Annotated in this window: 20 protein-coding genes and 1 other annotated feature; of the genes, 12 read left to right on the top strand and 8 right to left on the bottom strand. The window is 52.5% G+C overall.

The features are described 5' to 3' along the window. Positions 1 to 14: 14 nt before the first annotated feature. From B3511_RS08025 to hxpB, 3 genes are all read right to left on the bottom strand, one after another. The gene (locus tag B3511_RS08025; RefSeq protein ID WP_040076017.1) at positions 15 to 605 is read right to left on the bottom strand and encodes a metal-dependent hydrolase; all 591 of its coding nucleotides are present in this window, start codon (positions 603 to 605) and stop codon (positions 15 to 17) included. A gap of 94 nt (positions 606 to 699) precedes the next feature. Next, positions 700 to 1,461, bottom strand: coding sequence for a 2-dehydro-3-deoxy-D-gluconate 5-dehydrogenase KduD (gene kduD, locus B3511_RS08030; RefSeq protein ID WP_207293581.1), 762 nt, complete (start codon positions 1,459 to 1,461; stop codon positions 700 to 702). Between the two features lie 143 nt (positions 1,462 to 1,604). After that, positions 1,605 to 2,273 carry a hexitol phosphatase HxpB gene (gene hxpB, locus B3511_RS08035; RefSeq protein WP_046885905.1) on the bottom strand — a complete coding sequence of 223 codons (669 nt, stop codon included), beginning with the start codon at positions 2,271 to 2,273 and terminating at the stop codon, positions 1,605 to 1,607. A 137-nt stretch (positions 2,274 to 2,410) separates the two neighbouring features. On the opposite strand from hxpB, the gene B3511_RS08040 reads away from it, so the two are divergent. Further along, positions 2,411 to 2,947 carry a YniB family protein gene (locus B3511_RS08040; protein ID WP_046885906.1) on the top strand — a complete coding sequence of 179 codons (537 nt, stop codon included), beginning with the start codon at positions 2,411 to 2,413 and terminating at the stop codon, positions 2,945 to 2,947. Positions 2,948 to 2,984: 37 nt separating this feature from the next. Here B3511_RS08040 and B3511_RS08045 read toward each other — a convergent pair whose 3' ends face one another. The 3 genes from B3511_RS08045 to pfkB all read right to left on the bottom strand — a co-directional run bounded on the left by B3511_RS08045 (position 2,985) and on the right by pfkB (position 5,258). Then, positions 2,985 to 3,845, bottom strand: a complete 861-nt coding sequence (locus B3511_RS08045; protein WP_040076013.1) for a fructosamine kinase family protein — start codon at positions 3,843 to 3,845, stop codon at positions 2,985 to 2,987. Between the two features lie 105 nt (positions 3,846 to 3,950). Next, the gene (ghoS, locus tag B3511_RS08050) at positions 3,951 to 4,238 is read right to left on the bottom strand and encodes a type V toxin-antitoxin system endoribonuclease antitoxin GhoS (protein ID WP_207293584.1); all 288 of its coding nucleotides are present in this window, start codon (positions 4,236 to 4,238) and stop codon (positions 3,951 to 3,953) included. An 87-nt stretch (positions 4,239 to 4,325) separates the two neighbouring features. Next, positions 4,326 to 5,258, bottom strand: a complete 933-nt coding sequence (gene pfkB, locus B3511_RS08055; protein WP_286778105.1) for a 6-phosphofructokinase II — start codon at positions 5,256 to 5,258, stop codon at positions 4,326 to 4,328. Between the two features lie 292 nt (positions 5,259 to 5,550). On the opposite strand from pfkB, the gene B3511_RS08060 reads away from it, so the two are divergent. Then, the gene (locus B3511_RS08060; RefSeq protein ID WP_212477934.1) at positions 5,551 to 6,309 is read left to right on the top strand and encodes a DUF481 domain-containing protein; all 759 of its coding nucleotides are present in this window, start codon (positions 5,551 to 5,553) and stop codon (positions 6,307 to 6,309) included. Between the two features lie 255 nt (positions 6,310 to 6,564). Further along, positions 6,565 to 6,798: a hypothetical protein gene (locus B3511_RS08065; RefSeq protein ID WP_286778106.1), complete on the top strand. Its 234-nt coding sequence runs from the start codon at positions 6,565 to 6,567 to the stop codon at positions 6,796 to 6,798. Positions 6,799 to 6,977: 179 nt separating this feature from the next. On the opposite strand, the gene yniD is transcribed toward B3511_RS08065, so the two are convergent. Both yniD and yncL read right to left on the bottom strand, forming a co-directional pair. Continuing rightward, a complete protein-coding gene (gene yniD, locus B3511_RS08070; RefSeq protein ID WP_154298868.1) occupies positions 6,978 to 7,085 on the bottom strand; it encodes a small membrane protein YniD in 108 nt (35 codons plus the stop codon). Between the two features lie 98 nt (positions 7,086 to 7,183). Further along, complete coding sequence (gene yncL, locus B3511_RS08075) at positions 7,184 to 7,276, bottom strand: stress response membrane protein YncL (protein ID WP_156132618.1); 93 nt, start codon at positions 7,274 to 7,276, stop codon at positions 7,184 to 7,186. A gap of 312 nt (positions 7,277 to 7,588) precedes the next feature. Here yncL and thrS point away from each other — a divergent pair, with 312 nt between their 5' ends. The 9 genes from thrS (at position 7,589) to btuC (ending at position 15,961) form a co-directional block, all read left to right on the top strand. Continuing rightward, positions 7,589 to 9,517 (top strand): threonine--tRNA ligase, encoded by a 1,929-nt coding sequence (gene thrS / locus B3511_RS08080; RefSeq protein ID WP_040076006.1) that lies wholly within the window; start codon positions 7,589 to 7,591, stop codon positions 9,515 to 9,517. Positions 9,518 to 9,520: 3 nt separating this feature from the next. Further along, positions 9,521 to 10,063: a translation initiation factor IF-3 gene (gene infC, locus B3511_RS08085; protein ID WP_059287945.1), complete on the top strand. Its 543-nt coding sequence runs from the start codon at positions 9,521 to 9,523 to the stop codon at positions 10,061 to 10,063. Positions 10,064 to 10,160: 97 nt separating this feature from the next. Further along, the gene (gene rpmI / locus B3511_RS08090) at positions 10,161 to 10,358 is read left to right on the top strand and encodes a 50S ribosomal protein L35 (protein WP_003030583.1); all 198 of its coding nucleotides are present in this window, start codon (positions 10,161 to 10,163) and stop codon (positions 10,356 to 10,358) included. A gap of 51 nt (positions 10,359 to 10,409) precedes the next feature. Then, on the top strand, positions 10,410 to 10,766 hold the full coding sequence (gene rplT / locus B3511_RS08095; protein WP_000124850.1) for a 50S ribosomal protein L20: 357 nt from the start codon (positions 10,410 to 10,412) through the stop codon (positions 10,764 to 10,766). Between the two features lie 235 nt (positions 10,767 to 11,001). After that, positions 11,002 to 11,126: a sequence feature (Phe leader region), on the top strand. Then, a complete protein-coding gene (pheM, locus tag B3511_RS08100; protein WP_001386830.1) occupies positions 11,007 to 11,051 on the top strand; it encodes a pheST operon leader peptide PheM in 45 nt (14 codons plus the stop codon). Its footprint overlaps the feature before it by 45 nt. Positions 11,127 to 11,188: 62 nt before the next feature. Next, the gene (pheS, locus tag B3511_RS08105; RefSeq protein WP_207293586.1) at positions 11,189 to 12,172 is read left to right on the top strand and encodes a phenylalanine--tRNA ligase subunit alpha; all 984 of its coding nucleotides are present in this window, start codon (positions 11,189 to 11,191) and stop codon (positions 12,170 to 12,172) included. 15 nt (positions 12,173 to 12,187) lie between these two features. Next, positions 12,188 to 14,575, top strand: coding sequence for a phenylalanine--tRNA ligase subunit beta (gene pheT, locus B3511_RS08110; RefSeq protein ID WP_286781055.1), 2,388 nt, complete (start codon positions 12,188 to 12,190; stop codon positions 14,573 to 14,575). A 4-nt stretch (positions 14,576 to 14,579) separates the two neighbouring features. Continuing rightward, positions 14,580 to 14,879, top strand: coding sequence for an integration host factor subunit alpha (gene ihfA / locus B3511_RS08115; RefSeq protein ID WP_006820203.1), 300 nt, complete (start codon positions 14,580 to 14,582; stop codon positions 14,877 to 14,879). Between the two features lie 101 nt (positions 14,880 to 14,980). Beyond that, a complete protein-coding gene (gene btuC / locus B3511_RS08120) occupies positions 14,981 to 15,961 on the top strand; it encodes a vitamin B12 ABC transporter permease BtuC (RefSeq protein ID WP_286781056.1) in 981 nt (326 codons plus the stop codon). Positions 15,962 to 15,969: the final 8 nt, after the last annotated feature.

Raw genomic sequence — 15,969 nt, forward strand, 5'->3', positions numbered from 1 at the left:
CCAATAACGTTGGTTTATTGTTCAATCTGGTGATGAATAAAGCGATTGAACTGCATTTGCAGGGAATTGATCATCTGCGATGACCACCGCACTGCACCATTATCGGGCAAGGTTTGCGGCATCCACACCGCCCAGGCAAAGAGCGCCATGCAGAGCACACGCTCAAGCTGGTTGCCTTTTTGCGGCGCCAGAATAGGCAGGCGAAAACGCCAGCGGCAGGGCCAGAGCAGCGGAACGCCGGCCGGGGTGAGCATATCCGCAAGGATATGGCTGAGATAACCGAGTACCATCCCCTGAATGGCATCCGCGGGGATAATCCAGTCTTCAGGCACTTTTAAATAAAAGAGGGTGAGGGCGATGAAAACCGCCAGCAGGCTGTGGGTAAAGCCCCGGTGACCAAACATGCGGGCCACCGGCTTTGAGATCCACTTGAGGCGCTGCCCCAGCAGCGATTTTGGGTGATCGATATCCGGAAGCAGACAGGTCAGTACCGCGGAGGGCACAATGTGCCACCAGTCGCCCTGCGCCAACACAGGCGTAAGCTCAGCGTTTTTGGCAAACACTGCGCAGGCGAGAGAAAAAAGCAGATGACCTTCCGCCGTCATGATAAAACCCACTAAACTGTCGATTCATCCAGTATAGGGTTTTTATACAGTAGACGGAAGAGGTGACGTTGTAACCCTTTGTCACAAATTGCGCTTAACGCGCCAGCCAGCCGCCGTCTACCGCCAGAGTATGACCATTAATATAGTCGGAGGCCGACGAGGCTAAAAACACGACGGGCCCTTGCAGGTCGGCGGGCGTACCCCAGCGACCGGCGGGAATACGATCAAGAATCTCTTTGCTGCGCTGCGCATCATCGCGCAGTTGCTGCGTATTATTGGTTGCCATATAACCTGGTGCAATCGCGTTAACGTTAATTCCCTGCGTTGCCCATTCGTTGGCCAGCAGTCGTGTAATACCTAGTACACCACTTTTAGAGGCCGTATATGAGGGCACCCGGATACCGCCCTGGAAGGAGAGCATCGACGCGATATTAATGATTTTGCCGCCCTGACCCTGGCGAATAAACTGCCGCGCCACGGCTTGCGAGAGGAAAAAGACCGACTTCAGGTTCAGGTTCATGACCTCATCCCAGTCTTTTTCGCTAAAGTTAAGGGCATCTTCCCGGCGGATAGTTCCGGCGTTATTGACCAGAATATCTACCCGGCCCATCTCCGTCACCGTCTGGTTGACGATATCGTCCAGGGCATCCTGCTTACTGAGGTCGGCCTGAATAGCCATAAAGCGGCGACCCAGCGCGTTGACTTTTTCGGCGGTCTCTTGCGGGATTTTGCGGTTTACGCCGACGATGTCGCAGCCTGCCTGTGCCAGGCCGAGCGTCATTCCCTGGCCTAAGCCCGTGTCGCAACCGGTGACTATCGCCACTTTACCTGAAAGATTAAAGGCATCCATTATCATGTTGACCTCAGAAAGTAGGGTTATTGTGATTCTGAGATAAGAATAGAAGTGGCGTATAGAAAATACAAACTAAAATGAAATGGCGTTTTAAAAATATTTAAATCGATCGCATTTCTGGGCAACCTGGATTGCCCAGTGTCGCATTAACCGAGCAGGTGGGCAGGGGTTAGCTGCGTTAGAGAGTGAAGTTTAACATCGGCCAGCGCATAGCGTGCGTCCTGTTGATTCTCCTCGGCAGGTACCACGATAGCGCGCATGCGTGCCGCTTTACTGGCGATCATGCCATTAACGGAATCTTCCAGCGCGACGCACGCCGTAGGATCGACGCCCAGCTTAGCCGCACAATCCATATAGACCTGCGGGTGCGGTTTGCTGTAAGGCAGTTTTTCGGCCGATGCGAGCGCATCGAAGCTGCTGCGCAGATCAAACATCTCCAGCACTTTTTCCAGCATATGAAGCGGCGAGGCGGATGCCAGACCCACCCGTAACCCCTGCGCTTTACAGAGCGCGACGGCTTCGCGCGCGCCTGCCAGCAGCGGGCGGCTCTCTTCAACCAGCGCAATGGCGCGGTTGATAATTAAGTCGGTGACCTCGGCGCGGCTCGGACCCGACCAGGGTTGCTGGGCAAACCACAACTCCACCACCATGTCGATCCGCAGACCGAGTGTATCCGGCAGTTCATTGCGGCGGCTGATATCCACGCCAAGGCTGGCCATGACATCCAGTTCAGCACGATCCCAGAGCGGCTCGGAATCGATCAGTAATCCATCCATATCAAAAATGGCAGCAATAATTTGACGCGAGTTTGACATTATAACTTCTCCATAAAGGGGGCCGAACACCGTGGGTGTACACAGCAATTTACCATATTGTCCTCAAAGATCGGGCGAAAATGGCGACCAGCAGGTAGACTTATCCACTATGTAAGCGTCTCTATAACGAGGAACCAATGACGTATCAACAAGCTGGACGCATAGCCATTCTTAAGCAGATCGCGGGCTGGGTGATTTTTATTCCAACGGTAATTTCCACGATCATCTCTGTTTTGAAATTTATGTATGACCACAGCGAAAAGCAGGCCGGTATTAACGCCGTCATGCTGGACTTCGCTCACGTTATGATTGAGATGATGCGTTTTAACACGCCGTTTCTTAATTTTTTCTGGTTTAACTCCCCAACTCCGGATTTTAAACAGAGCCTGAATATCGGTTTCTGGATTATCTTTGCCCTTATTTTTGTCGCGCTGGCGTTACAGGCTTCAGGCGCCCGGATGCGGCGGCAAACCCGTTTTCTGCGCGAGGGGCTTGAAGATCAGCTGATTCTGGAGAAAGCGAAAGGGGCAGAAGGAATGAGCCGGGAGCAGATTGAGTCGCGTATCGTGGTGCCACACCACACCATTTTCCTGCAAATCTTTCCGCTGTATGTGCTGCCGGTCATTTTGATTATTGGCGGCTACTTCTTCTTTTCACTGCTCGGGTTTTTGTAAGAGCATTGCCGGGCAGGTTGGCTGCCCGGCAGTTCCGTCAGGCCGCCAGTACCCTTTCCAGCGCTTTTTGGGCATTGACCAGATGCTGTCCGCCAAAGAGGATCGCACGGTTCATCAGCGTATAAAGCTGGTAAATAGGTTGGCGCTCAAGGAAGTCTGCCGGCAGGGGAGAGACCGACTGGTAACCGTCGTAGATTTGTGGCGGCTGTTCAGGGTGCAGCGGCAACATCGCCAGGTCACACTCTCTGTCCCCCCAGTAGCAGGCCGGGTCAAAAATGTAAGGCCCCTGTGGGCCGAGCGCGCAGTTATCTGACCAGAGATCGCCATGCAGGAGCGACGGCTGCGGTTGATGGGAAGAGAGCCGCTGGCGGATATGTTCCACGATAGTATCGATATTCCCGAACTCCAGCCCTTTTTCAGCCGCCAGTTCAAGCTGCCAGCCAATGCGTTGTTCGGCAAAAAAAGTAGACCAGCGCCGCTGCCAGGCGTTGGGCTGAGGCGTGGTGGAAAGATCGTTATCAAAATCGAGGCCGAATTGAGGCTGGTCGCTCCACTGGTGCAGCCGTGCAATCTGTTGCCCCAGAATAAAGGCGTTGTGGGCATCCAGCGGACGGGGAGGGAGATAATCCACCACCAAAAAACTGTAATCGCGATCGCTTCCAACGGCCAGGACCTGCGGCACGCTCACCGTTTTGCTGCGAGAGAGGAGTTCCAGCTGATCGGCCTCGGCGGTGAATATGGGCAGTAACTCCCGCTCATCGCATTTAACGAAAAGGTCGCGCCCCGCATAGCGCAGATGCCATGCGGCATGGATCTCTCCGCCTGGCAGTTCGTTACGCAGTTCAATTTCACCTTCACCCAGTTGTTCACGTAAAAGATGACTGATAGCCTGCCACATGTGCTCTCTCCCATGTTGTCTGCCAGATCATAAAGTTAGCGTAAATTGGTGGTAAAAAAATACGAACTAACGCACATCTGCGCCGTTTGGTACGAGCGAGGGCACTTATTGTTGCTTGTGCCACTCATCCCAGGTGGCAATCTCAACCGTCGCCTCTTTACCGGTAGCACTTGCCACCAGCCCTTTCGCCAGCGCTTCTACCTCATCCGGACTAAGTGGACTCACCAGACCAAAGGTATTGGGGCCGAGTTCATGCAGATTGCCCTCATCATCCGTGAGCGTTAATAAAAAACCGCTGCGGGTAAGATGGTTATTAATTTCGTTCAGTTCAGTCAGCGAATCTTCGTGGACCTTTACGGTTACGACGTAGCGGGTGATGTCACCACTGCTCATATTTCACCTCATTGTTATCATGAAATTTTTCTAGCTTAGTCGATTCATCTGGTTTGGCGACCCCTCCGGCAGGCCGAAGCGGGAATATCAGGATTTCGCCAGGTATTGATATATTTTATCGGTGTCCGCCAGAGAACAGAGACGGGTGCCCTGATTTATGGTGGCTGCGCTACCTGCGGCGACGCCGTAGCGCGTCATCTCCTGCAGCGATGCCCCCTGCGCCAGCTTGAGCGTCATGGCGCCCACCATACTGTCACCGGCACCGACGGTGCTCTGGCTTTTCATCGGGGGCGGCACCACCTGGACGAAGCCAGTGGAATCTACGGCCAGTGCTCCCTGTGGACCCAGGGAGACCACCACGCGGTGTGCTTTGCCGCTTTTTACCAGCTCTTCTGCGGCGGTACGGACGTCATCCGGCTGGGTGAGATCGCGTTTTACCAGCGCGCTCAGCTCTTTTTGGTTGGGTTTCACCAGTTCAATCCCGCCGAGTGCCAGCGCCGCGGTAAGCGCATCACCCGAGCTGTCCACAATGCAGCGAATACCTTGTCGCTGGGCGGCCTGAATGAGCTGCGTGAGTTTGTCGGTTTTGACCCCTGGCGGAAGGCTACCGCTAATAACCAGGATGGATCCGCTTTCAATCGCGAGGACTTTTTCTTCCAGTTGGCGAAACTCGTCATCACTCAGTGTGGCGCCGGGCATCACAAAGCGGTATTGCTCGCTGTTAGACTCCACGTGAACATGCAGGTTCTGCCGTGTCCAGTCGTGCGCATCCACGGTCTGAACCGGAACCTGTTCATCCGCAAGCAGGGTAACCAGGTGCTCGCCGGTTGCCCCGCCTGCAGGGAAAATCGCTGTCGCTTTGCCCCCCAGGTGGGTAATGGCGCGAGCGACATTGATGCCACCGCCGCCCGGTTCGAACACGGGCGCGCTACAGCGTAATTTACCTTCCGGGTAGATCTGCGCGGTGATGGTCGCGCTATCCAGTGAAGGGGAGAGCGTTAAAGTAAAGATTCGGACCATTTTAACCTCCATTTTGTATGGGCAGCTTAAGCCTGGCACCGATAAGCCGATTGCGAAAGTAAATAACAGTATGATTTCTCATATAAATATTTTTTTGCGATGTCGCTTCTATTTATATTTTTTTAAAGGGTTTGGGATCGTTCTTATTCAAAAAATGAAATAAGAAATCATTGCTATGTTATTTGAGCCTTTTTATAATTTGTTACCTTTCGATGGGCGGCTTGTTATTGATCCATAAGAAGGTTTCCGGGACCGTGATGGTCTCTTTTTTTGTTGTACGGACTCTTTATAAATGAAGCTCTTAAAGACAGTACCCGCTGCGATGATGTTAGCGGGGGGCATGTTTGTATCTCAGTATGCAGCTGCCGATGATTCCGTTTTTACTGTCATGGATGATCCCTCCACTGCGCAGAAACCTTTTGAAGGCAACCTTAACGCAGGTTATCTGGCGCAATCCGGTAACACGAAAAGCTCATCTCTGACGGCTGACAGCACACTGACCTGGTACGGTAATACGACCGCATGGTCACTGTGGGGGAATGCCAGCAACACCTCTTCTAACGATGAGCGCTCTTCCGAGAAATATGCGGTGGGCGGACGTAGCCGTTACAATTTGACTGATGTGGATTACCTGTTTGGCCAGGCAAGCTGGCTGACCGACCGCTACAACGGCTATAAGGAGCGCGATGTGGGGACCGTCGGTTACGGTCGTCAGTTCCTGAGTGGCCCGGTTCACAGCTTCCGTTTTGAATTTGGTCCGGGCGTACGTTACGACAAATATACCGACGGCGATAGTGAAACTCAGCCGCTGGGTTATGCGTCCGGGACTTACGCCTGGCAGATGACAGACACCACCAAATTTACCCAGGGTGTTTCTGTCTTTGGTGCAGAGGATACTACCGCAAACTCAGAAACGGCGCTTAACGTTGCCATTAACGAGCATTTCGGTTTGAAAGTCGCTTACAACGTGACCTGGAACTCCGAGCCGCCGTCGTCTGCGCCAGAGCATACTGACCGCAGAACCACGCTTTCACTGGGCTACAAGATGTAATAATGGCGGGCCAATTAATTTTGGCCCGTTTTTAATTCTGTGCCAGGAAATAACAAACGCCGTTTTAAAATATTAGCGTAGCTGATATCTCCATATTTCCTCCATCATTCCTTTGACTGAGCTTTGTCAGTTTATTTGACACGAATTGATAAATATTTTGACTAGGCAAAAGTGTGATCCAGATCTACACTGTGAACACAGGCAATATAAAGCCTATTAAGTTGTTCTGTATTAATTCTGTGTGAGATATCTATTATGAATAAAATTACAACTGCGGCTGCAGTGACTGTGCTTTCTGCACTTTCATTCGGCGTACTTGCCGCCGATGCCGTTTATGACTCTGCCAGTAACATGAATAGCCAAATTGGTATTACTCAAGCTTCCGACGTTGAAGCAGGTTCAAACATCGCGCCGGGTTCACAGTCCACAGGGCAGTCCATGGACAAAGCCTTTGATGTGCATACTCTGGTTGCGGGTGAATGGTCCTGACACATGCTAATAATGGCTGGCCGTTGATTTTACATCGTCGTGCCGAGTAAAAAAAACCGGATCTTGTCGTACCGGTTTTTTTATTTTTCGCATTAATGGCTAAAATATTTAAAATTGAATTTTAGTTCTGCGCACAGAGTGCAAATATAAGTAAAGATCGCTTGCCCGAAACGAGGGGATTATCCCCAAATCATCGCAGCCCAACGTAATAACAACATCGCAGCGCATATTGCGATAAGTATCAGCACCATTTTCCAGTGTTTTTTTGAAAAGCGTTTCGTTGGCATAGTTTCCATCCCTGTTCGAATCCCGACGAAGTTTATCAAACTTCGCCTGACGATGCTTCCACCCACTCGCTCGGGAAAAACGCGGCAGAGGTTATGTCTTAAAACCAGTGAAATTTATTCGCCAGGATCAGTACCACACCCGCTGCGGAGAGAATGTTCAGGATAACCACGGTTCGACTGGATACATTCATACGACGCCCCATTATCTGTTAACGGACCAGTACAAGGATAGCTCAGCAATTGCGCCTTGCCTGTTCCCGCTTTGAATCTCAGACAAAAGTACCAGTGACTCATTCTCCGGGGAGGGTGTTTTCACTCTTTTGTTAGTGTTACCATCGGCATGCTGATCGAAAGGGGAAACCACACCCTTCGATCTTGTGCGGGATGACAAGCCAATTTGACGATTGTTGGTCAGATGGTTCGGTAATCCACTGTTAACTGTAAAATTATTCTCTTTGCATATGCTCTTATGTGTGGGGCATCACTGCGAATAAGGACATAAAATGCCTGTTATTACTCTTCCTGATGGTAGCCAACGCCATTTCGACCACGCTGTAAGCCCAATGGATGTCGCCCTGAACATCGGTCCAGGTCTGGCGAAAGCCACCATTGCCGGCCGCGTGAACGGCGAACTGGTTGATGCTTCCGATCTCATTGAAAACGATGCGCAGCTCTCCATCATTACTGCGAAAGACGAAGAAGGTCTGGAGATCATTCGTCACTCCTGTGCGCATTTGTTAGGTCATGCCATCAAACAGCTGTGGCCCAACACCAAAATGGCGATTGGCCCGGTTATCGACAACGGCTTCTATTATGACGTTGATCTTGACCACACCCTGACCCAGGAAGATATCGACGCGCTCGAAAAGCGTATGCACGAGCTCGCTGAAACCAACTACGATGTCATCAAGAAGAAAGTAAGCTGGCATGAAGCGCGTGAAACCTTCGTGAAGCGTGGCGAGAGCTATAAAGTCTCTATTCTTGACGAGAACATCGCCCATGATGACAAGCCTGGCTTGTACCATCATGAAGAATACGTCGACATGTGCCGTGGACCGCACGTGCCGAATATGCGCTTCTGTCATCACTTTAAGCTGATGAAAATCGCCGGCGCTTACTGGCGTGGCGATAGCAACAACAAAATGTTGCAGCGTATCTATGGTACGGCCTGGGCAGACAAAAAAGCCCTGAATGCCTACCTGCAGCGCCTGGAAGAGGCCGCAAAACGTGACCACCGTAAAATCGGTAAGCAGCTTGACCTGTACCACATGCAGGAAGAAGCACCGGGCATGGTGTTCTGGCACAACGATGGCTGGACCATCTTCCGCGAACTGGAAACCTTCGTACGCTCCAAGCTGAAAGAGTACCAGTACCAGGAAGTGAAAGGCCCGTTCATGATGGACCGCGTGCTGTGGGAAAAAACCGGCCACTGGGAAAACTACAAAGATGCGATGTTCACTACCTCTTCCGAGAACCGTGAATACTGCATCAAGCCGATGAACTGCCCGGGTCACGTGCAAATCTTCAACCAGGGTCTAAAATCCTACCGTGACCTGCCGCTGCGTATGGCTGAGTTCGGTAGTTGTCACCGTAACGAGCCATCAGGTGCGCTGCATGGTCTGATGCGTGTACGTGGCTTTACCCAGGATGATGCGCATATCTTCTGTACCGAAGATCAGGTTCGTGATGAAGTTAACGCCTGTATTCGTATGGTCTACGATATGTATAGCACCTTTGGCTTCGAGAAGATCGTCGTCAAACTCTCAACGCGTCCGGAAAAACGTATCGGTAGCGATGAGACCTGGGATCGCGCGGAAGCGGACCTCGCCGTGGCGCTGGAAGAGAACGGTATCCCGTTCGAATACCAGCTGGGTGAGGGCGCCTTCTACGGTCCTAAAATTGAATTTACCCTGTATGACTGCCTCGATCGCGCATGGCAGTGCGGAACAGTACAGCTGGACTTCTCCCTGCCGCAGCGTTTAAGCGCCTCTTATGTTGGCGAAGACAACGAGCGTCAGGTACCGGTTATGATTCACCGTGCAATCCTCGGTTCTCTGGAGCGCTTCATCGGCATTCTGACCGAAGAGTTTGCTGGCTTCTTCCCAACCTGGCTGGCGCCAGTGCAGGTCGTGGTCATGAACATTACTGATTCTCAGGCCGATTACGTTAAAGAATTGACGCAGAAACTACAAAATGCGGGCATTCGCGTAAAAGCGGACTTGAGAAATGAGAAGATTGGCTTTAAAATCCGCGAGCACACTTTACGTCGTGTCCCTTATATGTTGGTCTGTGGTGATAAAGAGGTGGAAGCAGGCAAAGTTGCCGTTCGCACCCGCCGTGGTAAAGACCTGGGGAGCCTGGACGTAAGTGAAGTGATTGAGAAGCTGCAACAAGAGATTCGCAGCCGCAGTCTTCAACAACTGGAGGAATAAGGTATTAAAGGCGGAAAACGAGTTCAAACGGCACGTCCGAATCGTATCAATGGCGAGATTCGCGCCCAGGAAGTTCGCTTAACAGGTCTGGAAGGCGAGCAGCTGGGGATTGTGAGTCTGAGAGAAGCAATCGAAAAGGCTGAAGAAGCTGGAGTAGATTTAGTTGAAATCAGCCCTAACGCCGAACCGCCAGTTTGTCGTATCATGGACTACGGCAAGTTCCTTTATGAAAAGAGTAAGTCTTCTAAGGAACAGAAGAAGAAGCAAAAAGTTATCCAGGTTAAGGAAATCAAATTCCGTCCTGGTACCGACGATGGCGATTATCAGGTAAAACTCCGCAGCCTGATTCGCTTTCTGGAAGATGGCGATAAGGCCAAGATCACACTGCGTTTCCGCGGTCGTGAGATGGCCCACCAACAGATCGGTATGGAAGTGCTTAACCGCGTCCGTGAAGATCTGAGTGAACTGGCAGTAGTCGAATCCTTCCCTACGAAGATCGAAGGCCGCCAGATGATCATGGTGCTCGCTCCTAAGAAGAAACAGTAAGGCCTTCAAGCAGCAAAATCTGTGGAGCCTTCGGGCCTCATAGGTTTTGCTCGCCTATGTTTCGTTTATTTAACAATGCGAAGTGGAAGTTATTAAGATGCCAAAAATTAAGACCGTACGCGGTGCTGCTAAGCGCTTCAAAAAAACCGGTGGTGGTGGATTTAAGCGTAAGCACGCAAACCTGCGTCATATTCTGACCAAAAAATCTACTAAGCGTAAACGTCACCTGCGTCCAAAAGGCCTTGTTTCTAAAGGCGATCTGGGTCTGGTTATCGCGTGCCTGCCGTACGCATAAGCCGTTAACGTTTAATTTTTTTACTAAGAATATAGATACAGGAGAGCACATATGGCTCGCGTAAAACGTGGTGTAATTGCACGTGCACGTCACAAGAAAATTTTGAAACAAGCTAAAGGCTACTACGGTGCGCGTTCACGCGTTTACCGCGTTGCCTTCCAGGCTGTTATCAAAGCAGGTCAGTACGCTTACCGTGACCGTCGTCAGCGTAAGCGTCAGTTCCGTCAACTGTGGATTGCGCGTATCAACGCAGCAGCACGTCAGAACGGTATTTCTTACAGCAAATTCATCAACGGCCTGAAAAAAGCCTCTGTTGAAATCGACCGTAAGATCCTGGCTGACATCGCAGTATTCGACAAAGTAGCGTTCACCGCTCTGGTCGAAAAAGCGAAAGCAGCTCTGGCATAAGCCAGTTGAAAGAGGGGGCTTTGCTCCCTCTTTTCATATACCCGTCATACTTCAAGCTGTACCTGCATTGGCTGCGTTCGTTCACTTCAGTCACTGATGTAAGGGCCTGAGGATTCTCTCTCTTGCCGCCTTGTTACAACGTGAATTATTTGGGGTATAACCTTATCAGAACATTGACATTTATCCGTGCAGGCTTTTCAATAAGCGCTTAACGGTTTTTCCACACAAGGTAACGCAAGCATGAATGCTGCTATTTTCCGCTTCTTCTTTTACTTTAGCACCTGAATTCAGGAGGCTAGCGCGTGAAAGATGAAACGAAAAACAGCGCCAATTAAGCCTCCCGATGGAGGCTTTTTTTGTGTCTAAATTCGAGAGATTAAGTCCACCAAATCGGTGTCTGCACCGACATAATGAGGAAAACCATGTCACATCTCGCAGAGCTGGTTGCCAGTGCAACGGCTGCCATTAACCAGGCCTCAGATGTTGCCGCGTTAGACAACGTCCGCGTCGAATACCTGGGCAAGAAAGGGCATCTGACTCTTCAGATGACCACCCTGCGTGAGCTGCCGCCGGAAGAGCGTCCAGCTGCAGGCGCAGTGATTAACGAAGCCAAAGAGCAGGTCCAGCAAGTTCTGAATGCGCGTAAAGCCGAATTAGAAAATGCCGCGCTGAACGCCCGTCTCGCTGCAGAGACCATCGACGTCTCCCTGCCGGGTCGCCGCGTTGAGAACGGTGGTCTGCACCCGGTTACCCGCACCATTGACCGTATTGAAAGTTTCTTCGGTGAACTGGGCTTTACCGTCGCCACCGGGCCGGAAATTGAAGATGACTACCATAACTTCGATGCCCTGAACATTCCGGGTCACCACCCGGCACGTGCCGACCACGACACCTTCTGGTTTGATGCGACCCGTCTGCTGCGTACCCAGACCTCTGGCGTACAGATTCGCACCATGAAAAACCAGCAACCACCGATTCGCATCATCGCGCCGGGCCGTGTTTACCGTAACGATTACGACCAGACTCACACCCCGATGTTCCACCAGATGGAAGGTCTGATTGTTGATAAGAACATCAGCTTCACCAATCTGAAGGGCACGCTGCACGAGTTCCTGAATAACTTCTTTGAAGAGGATCTGCAGGTGCGTTTCCGTCCGTCTTACTTCCCGTTCACCGAACCCTCTGCTGAAGTGGATGTGATGGGTAAAAACGGCAAATGGCTGGAAGTGCTGGGCTGCGGTATGGTGCATCCGAATGTACTGCGCAACGTGGGCATCGATCCGGAAGTTTACTCCGGCTTTGCGTTCGGCATGGGTATGGAGCGACTGACCATGCTGCGTTACGGCGTAACCGACCTACGCGCTTTCTTCGAAAACGATCTGCGTTTCCTCAAACAGTTTAAATAAGGGCAGGACAGAACAATGAAATTCAGTGAACTGTGGCTACGCGAATGGGTGAATACCTCTCTCGACAGCGAAGCGCTTTCTAACCAGATCACCATGGCTGGCCTGGAAGTGGACGGCGTTGAGCCGGTTGCGGGCGCTTTCAACGGCGTGGTAGTGGGCGAAGTGGTGGAGTGCGGTCAGCACCCTAACGCCGATAAATTGCGTGTTACCAAGATCAACGTAGGCGGCGAACGCCTGCTGGATATCGTCTGCGGCGCACCTAACTGTCGCCAGGGGCTGAAAGTTGCGGTGGCGACTATCGGCGCCGTACTGCCGGGTGACTTCAAAATTAAAGCCGCAAAACTGCGCGGCGAGCCTTCCGAAGGCATGCTCTGCTCCTTCTCTGAGCTGGGTATTTCCGACGATCATAACGGTATTATCGAATTGCCAGCCGATGCGCCTGTCGGTACCGACATTCGTGAGTACCTGAAACTCGATGACAACACCATCGAAATTAGCGTTACGCCAAACCGTGCGGATTGCTTAGGTATTATCGGTGTGGCACGTGACGTCGCCGTGCTGAATCAGACCGAGCTGAACGTACCAGAAATCGTGCCTGTTGAAGCGACCATCAGCGACACGCTGCCTATCCAGGTTGAAGCTGCAGACGCCTGTCCGCGCTACCTGGGGCGTGTGGTCAAAGGCATCAACGTGAAAGCGCCAACTCCGCTGTGGATGAAAGAGAAGCTTCGTCGTTGCGGCATTCGCTCTATCGATGCCGTCGTTGACGTCACTAACTACGTTCTGCTGGAGCTGGGTCAGCCGATGCACGCGTTCGATAAAGATCGTATCGAAGGCGGCATCGTGGTGCGTATGGCGAAAGAGGGCGAAACCCTGGTTCTGCTGGACGGCACCGAAGCCAAACTGAATGCCGATACGCTGGTAATTGCTGACCATAACAAAGCGCTGGCCATGGGCGGCATCTTTGGTGGGGAGCACTCTGGGGTTAATGATGAAACGCAGAACGTGCTGCTGGAGTGTGCGTTCTTCAGTCCGCTCTCCATCACCGGTCGTGCACGTCGTCACGGCCTGCACACCGATGCGTCTCACCGCTACGAGCGCGGCGTGGATCCTGCACTGCAGTATAAAGCGATGGAGCGTGCGACACGCTTGCTGCTCGATATCTGCGGCGGCGAAGCGGGCCCGGTTATCGATGTCACTCACGAAGCGACCCTGCCGAAGCGTGCAACCATTACGCTGCGCCGCAGCAAGCTGGATCGCCTGATTGGTCACCACATTGCCGATGCGCAGGTAGGTGACATTCTGCGCCGTCTGGGCTGCGAAGTGACCGAAGGTCAGGATCAGTGGCAGGCTGTTGCCCCAGGCTGGCGTTTCGATATGGAGATCGAAGAGGATCTGGTTGAGGAAGTTGCCCGCGTCTATGGCTACAACAACATTCCTGACGCCCCTGTTCAGGCGGGTCTGGTCATGGGCTCGCACCGCGAAGCTGGCCTGTCCCTGAAGCGTGTGAAAACCATGCTTAACGACAAAGGCTACCAGGAAGTCATCACCTACAGCTTTGTCGATCCGAAAGTGCAGCAGCTGGTTCATCCATGTGAAGAAGCGCTGATTTTGCCAAGCCCGATCTCCAGTGAAATGTCTGCAATGCGCTTGTCATTGCTGACCGGTCTGCTGAGCACCATCGTTTATAACCAGAACCGTCAGCAGAGCCGCGTGCGTATCTTTGAAACCGGCCTGCGTTTTGTACCGGATACCCAGGCTGATCTCGGTATCCGTCAGGATCTGATGCTGGCCGGCGCCATTTGCGGCAACCGCTACGAAGAGCACTGGGATCTGACGAAAAACAGCGTTGATTTCTACGATTTGAAAGGTGACCTCGAGTCCGTGCTCGATCTGACCGGTAAATTATCCGAAATTGAGTTCCGTGCTGAAGCTATTCCAGCCCTGCATCCGGGCCAGTGTGCGGCAATTTATCTGCAGGGAGAACGCGTTGGTGTCATTGGCGTTATCCATCCGGAGCTTGAGCGTAAACTGGACCTGAATGGCCGCACGCTGGCGTTTGAGCTGGAGTGGAACAAGGTTGCAGACCGCGTTATTCCTCAGGCTCAGGACGTTTCTCGCTTCCCGGCGAACCGTCGTGATATCGCTGTTGTGGTGGCCGAAAACGTGCCTGCCGCAGATATTTTGGCCGAATGTAAGAAAGTTGGCGTAAATCAGGTAGTTGGCGTAAACTTATTTGACGTGTACCGCGGCAAGGGCGTAGCAGAGGGCTTTAAGAGCCTGGCTATCAGCCTGATCCTTCAGGATACCGGCCGTACACTCGAAGAAGAGGAGATTGCCGCTACCGTTGCCAAATGTGTAGAGGCATTAAAAGAGCGATTCCAGGCATCATTGAGGGATTGAACCTATGGCGCTTACAAAAGCTGAAATGTCAGAATATCTGTTTGATAAGCTTGGGCTTAGCAAACGGGATGCTAAAGAGCTGGTAGAGCTGTTTTTCGAAGAGATCCGTCGTGCTCTGGAAAATGGTGAGCAGGTAAAACTCTCCGGCTTTGGCAATTTTGATTTGCGAGACAAAAACCAACGTCCGGGCCGTAACCCGAAGACGGGGGAAGATATTCCCATTACAGCCCGCCGCGTGGTGACCTTCAGACCCGGACAGAAGTTAAAAAGCCGTGTCGAAAACGCTTCGCCAAAAGCAGAGTGATATGAACTAACTAAAAAGGCCGCTTTTGCGGCCTTTTTTCTTTGCGCTGTTGTAAACCCACCGTAAAATCAATCACCTCATTCATACGCATAATGATACCCATGCCCGAATTCGCCCGTCATCAATACCGCGCCGATCTGCGAAAATTACTGTTGCTGATAGTGGCGCTGGTGGCGGCACTGGGGTTTAGCCTGTGTGCGGGTGAGCAGTGGATTTCGCCGCAGGCCTGGTTTAGTGATGACGCGCGTCTTTACATCTGGCAAATACGGCTTCCGCGTACCCTGGCGGTGGTGTTGGTGGGGGCGGCCCTGGCCCTGAGCGGCACCATTATGCAGGCGCTGTTTGATAATCCCCTCGCCGAGCCCGGTCTGTTGGGCGTCTCAAACGGTGCCGGTGTGGGTCTGATTGCGGCAGTCATGCTGGGGGGCGGGGCGCTCTCGGGGACGGCGCTAAGCCTCTACGCCATTCTCGGCGCGCTGATCATTACCACTATCCTGCTGCGCTTCGCCCGCAAACATCTCTCCTCCAGTCGTCTGTTGTTGGCAGGCGTGGCGCTGGGCATTATCTGTAGCGCGCTCATGACCTGGGCGGTCTATTTCTCCACCTCGTTTGACCTTCGCCAGCTAATGTACTGGATGATGGGGGGCTTTGGTGGTGTCGACTGGAGTCAAGGCTGGTTGATGCTACTGCTGATACCTGTGATTCTCTGGGCGTGCCTGCAAGCCTCGCCGCTGAATATGTTAGTGCTGGGAGAGACCTCCGCGCGCCAGCTCGGCCTGCCGCTGACCTTCTGGCGTAACACGCTGGTGATGGCTATCGGATGGATGGTGGGCGTCAGCGTGGCGCTGGCGGGTGCCATCGGATTTATTGGTCTTGTCATTCCACACATGCTGCGCTTAGCCGGTATCACCGATCATCGTCTGTTGCTGCCTGCCGCGGCGGCGGCCGGGGGGGCCATATTGCTGCTGGCCGATATCATCGCCAGGCTGGCGCTGAATGCTGCAGAACTGCCCATCGGTGTCGTGACCGCGACATTGGGCGCACCGGTGTTTATCTGGCTACTCTTAAAGGCCGGACGTTAATCGCCGCC

Source organism: Leclercia sp. UBA1284 (assembly GCF_002308415.1).
In the GTDB taxonomy this organism is placed as follows: Bacteria; Pseudomonadota; Gammaproteobacteria; order Enterobacterales; family Enterobacteriaceae; genus Enterobacter; species Enterobacter pneumoniae.

Bases quoted from the DNA above. Each gene is read 5' to 3' on its own strand.
- ihfA (WP_006820203.1), top strand. From the start codon at position 14,580: ATGGCGCTTACAAAAGCTGAAATGTCAGAATATCTGTTTGATAAGCTT.
- yncL (WP_156132618.1), bottom strand. From the start codon at position 7,276: ATGAATGTATCCAGTCGAACCGTGGTTATCCTGAACATTCTCTCCGCA.
- B3511_RS08025 (WP_040076017.1), bottom strand. From the start codon at position 605: ATGACGGCGGAAGGTCATCTGCTTTTTTCTCTCGCCTGCGCAGTGTTT.
- B3511_RS08045 (WP_040076013.1), bottom strand. From the start codon at position 3,845: ATGTGGCAGGCTATCAGTCATCTTTTACGTGAACAACTGGGTGAAGGT.
- btuC (WP_286781056.1), top strand. From the start codon at position 14,981: ATGCCCGAATTCGCCCGTCATCAATACCGCGCCGATCTGCGAAAATTA.
- B3511_RS08060 (WP_212477934.1), top strand. From the start codon at position 5,551: ATGAAGCTCTTAAAGACAGTACCCGCTGCGATGATGTTAGCGGGGGGC.
- pfkB (WP_286778105.1), bottom strand. From the start codon at position 5,258: ATGGTCCGAATCTTTACTTTAACGCTCTCCCCTTCACTGGATAGCGCG.
- kduD (WP_207293581.1), bottom strand. From the start codon at position 1,461: ATGATAATGGATGCCTTTAATCTTTCAGGTAAAGTGGCGATAGTCACC.
- ghoS (WP_207293584.1), bottom strand. From the start codon at position 4,238: ATGAGCAGTGGTGACATCACCCGCTACGTCGTAACCGTAAAGGTCCAC.
- yniD (WP_154298868.1), bottom strand. From the start codon at position 7,085: ATGCCAACGAAACGCTTTTCAAAAAAACACTGGAAAATGGTGCTGATA.
- rplT (WP_000124850.1), top strand. From the start codon at position 10,410: ATGGCTCGCGTAAAACGTGGTGTAATTGCACGTGCACGTCACAAGAAA.
- hxpB (WP_046885905.1), bottom strand. From the start codon at position 2,273: ATGTCAAACTCGCGTCAAATTATTGCTGCCATTTTTGATATGGATGGA.
- B3511_RS08065 (WP_286778106.1), top strand. From the start codon at position 6,565: ATGAATAAAATTACAACTGCGGCTGCAGTGACTGTGCTTTCTGCACTT.
- rpmI (WP_003030583.1), top strand. From the start codon at position 10,161: ATGCCAAAAATTAAGACCGTACGCGGTGCTGCTAAGCGCTTCAAAAAA.
- pheT (WP_286781055.1), top strand. From the start codon at position 12,188: ATGAAATTCAGTGAACTGTGGCTACGCGAATGGGTGAATACCTCTCTC.
- B3511_RS08040 (WP_046885906.1), top strand. From the start codon at position 2,411: ATGACGTATCAACAAGCTGGACGCATAGCCATTCTTAAGCAGATCGCG.
- thrS (WP_040076006.1), top strand. From the start codon at position 7,589: ATGCCTGTTATTACTCTTCCTGATGGTAGCCAACGCCATTTCGACCAC.
- pheS (WP_207293586.1), top strand. From the start codon at position 11,189: ATGTCACATCTCGCAGAGCTGGTTGCCAGTGCAACGGCTGCCATTAAC.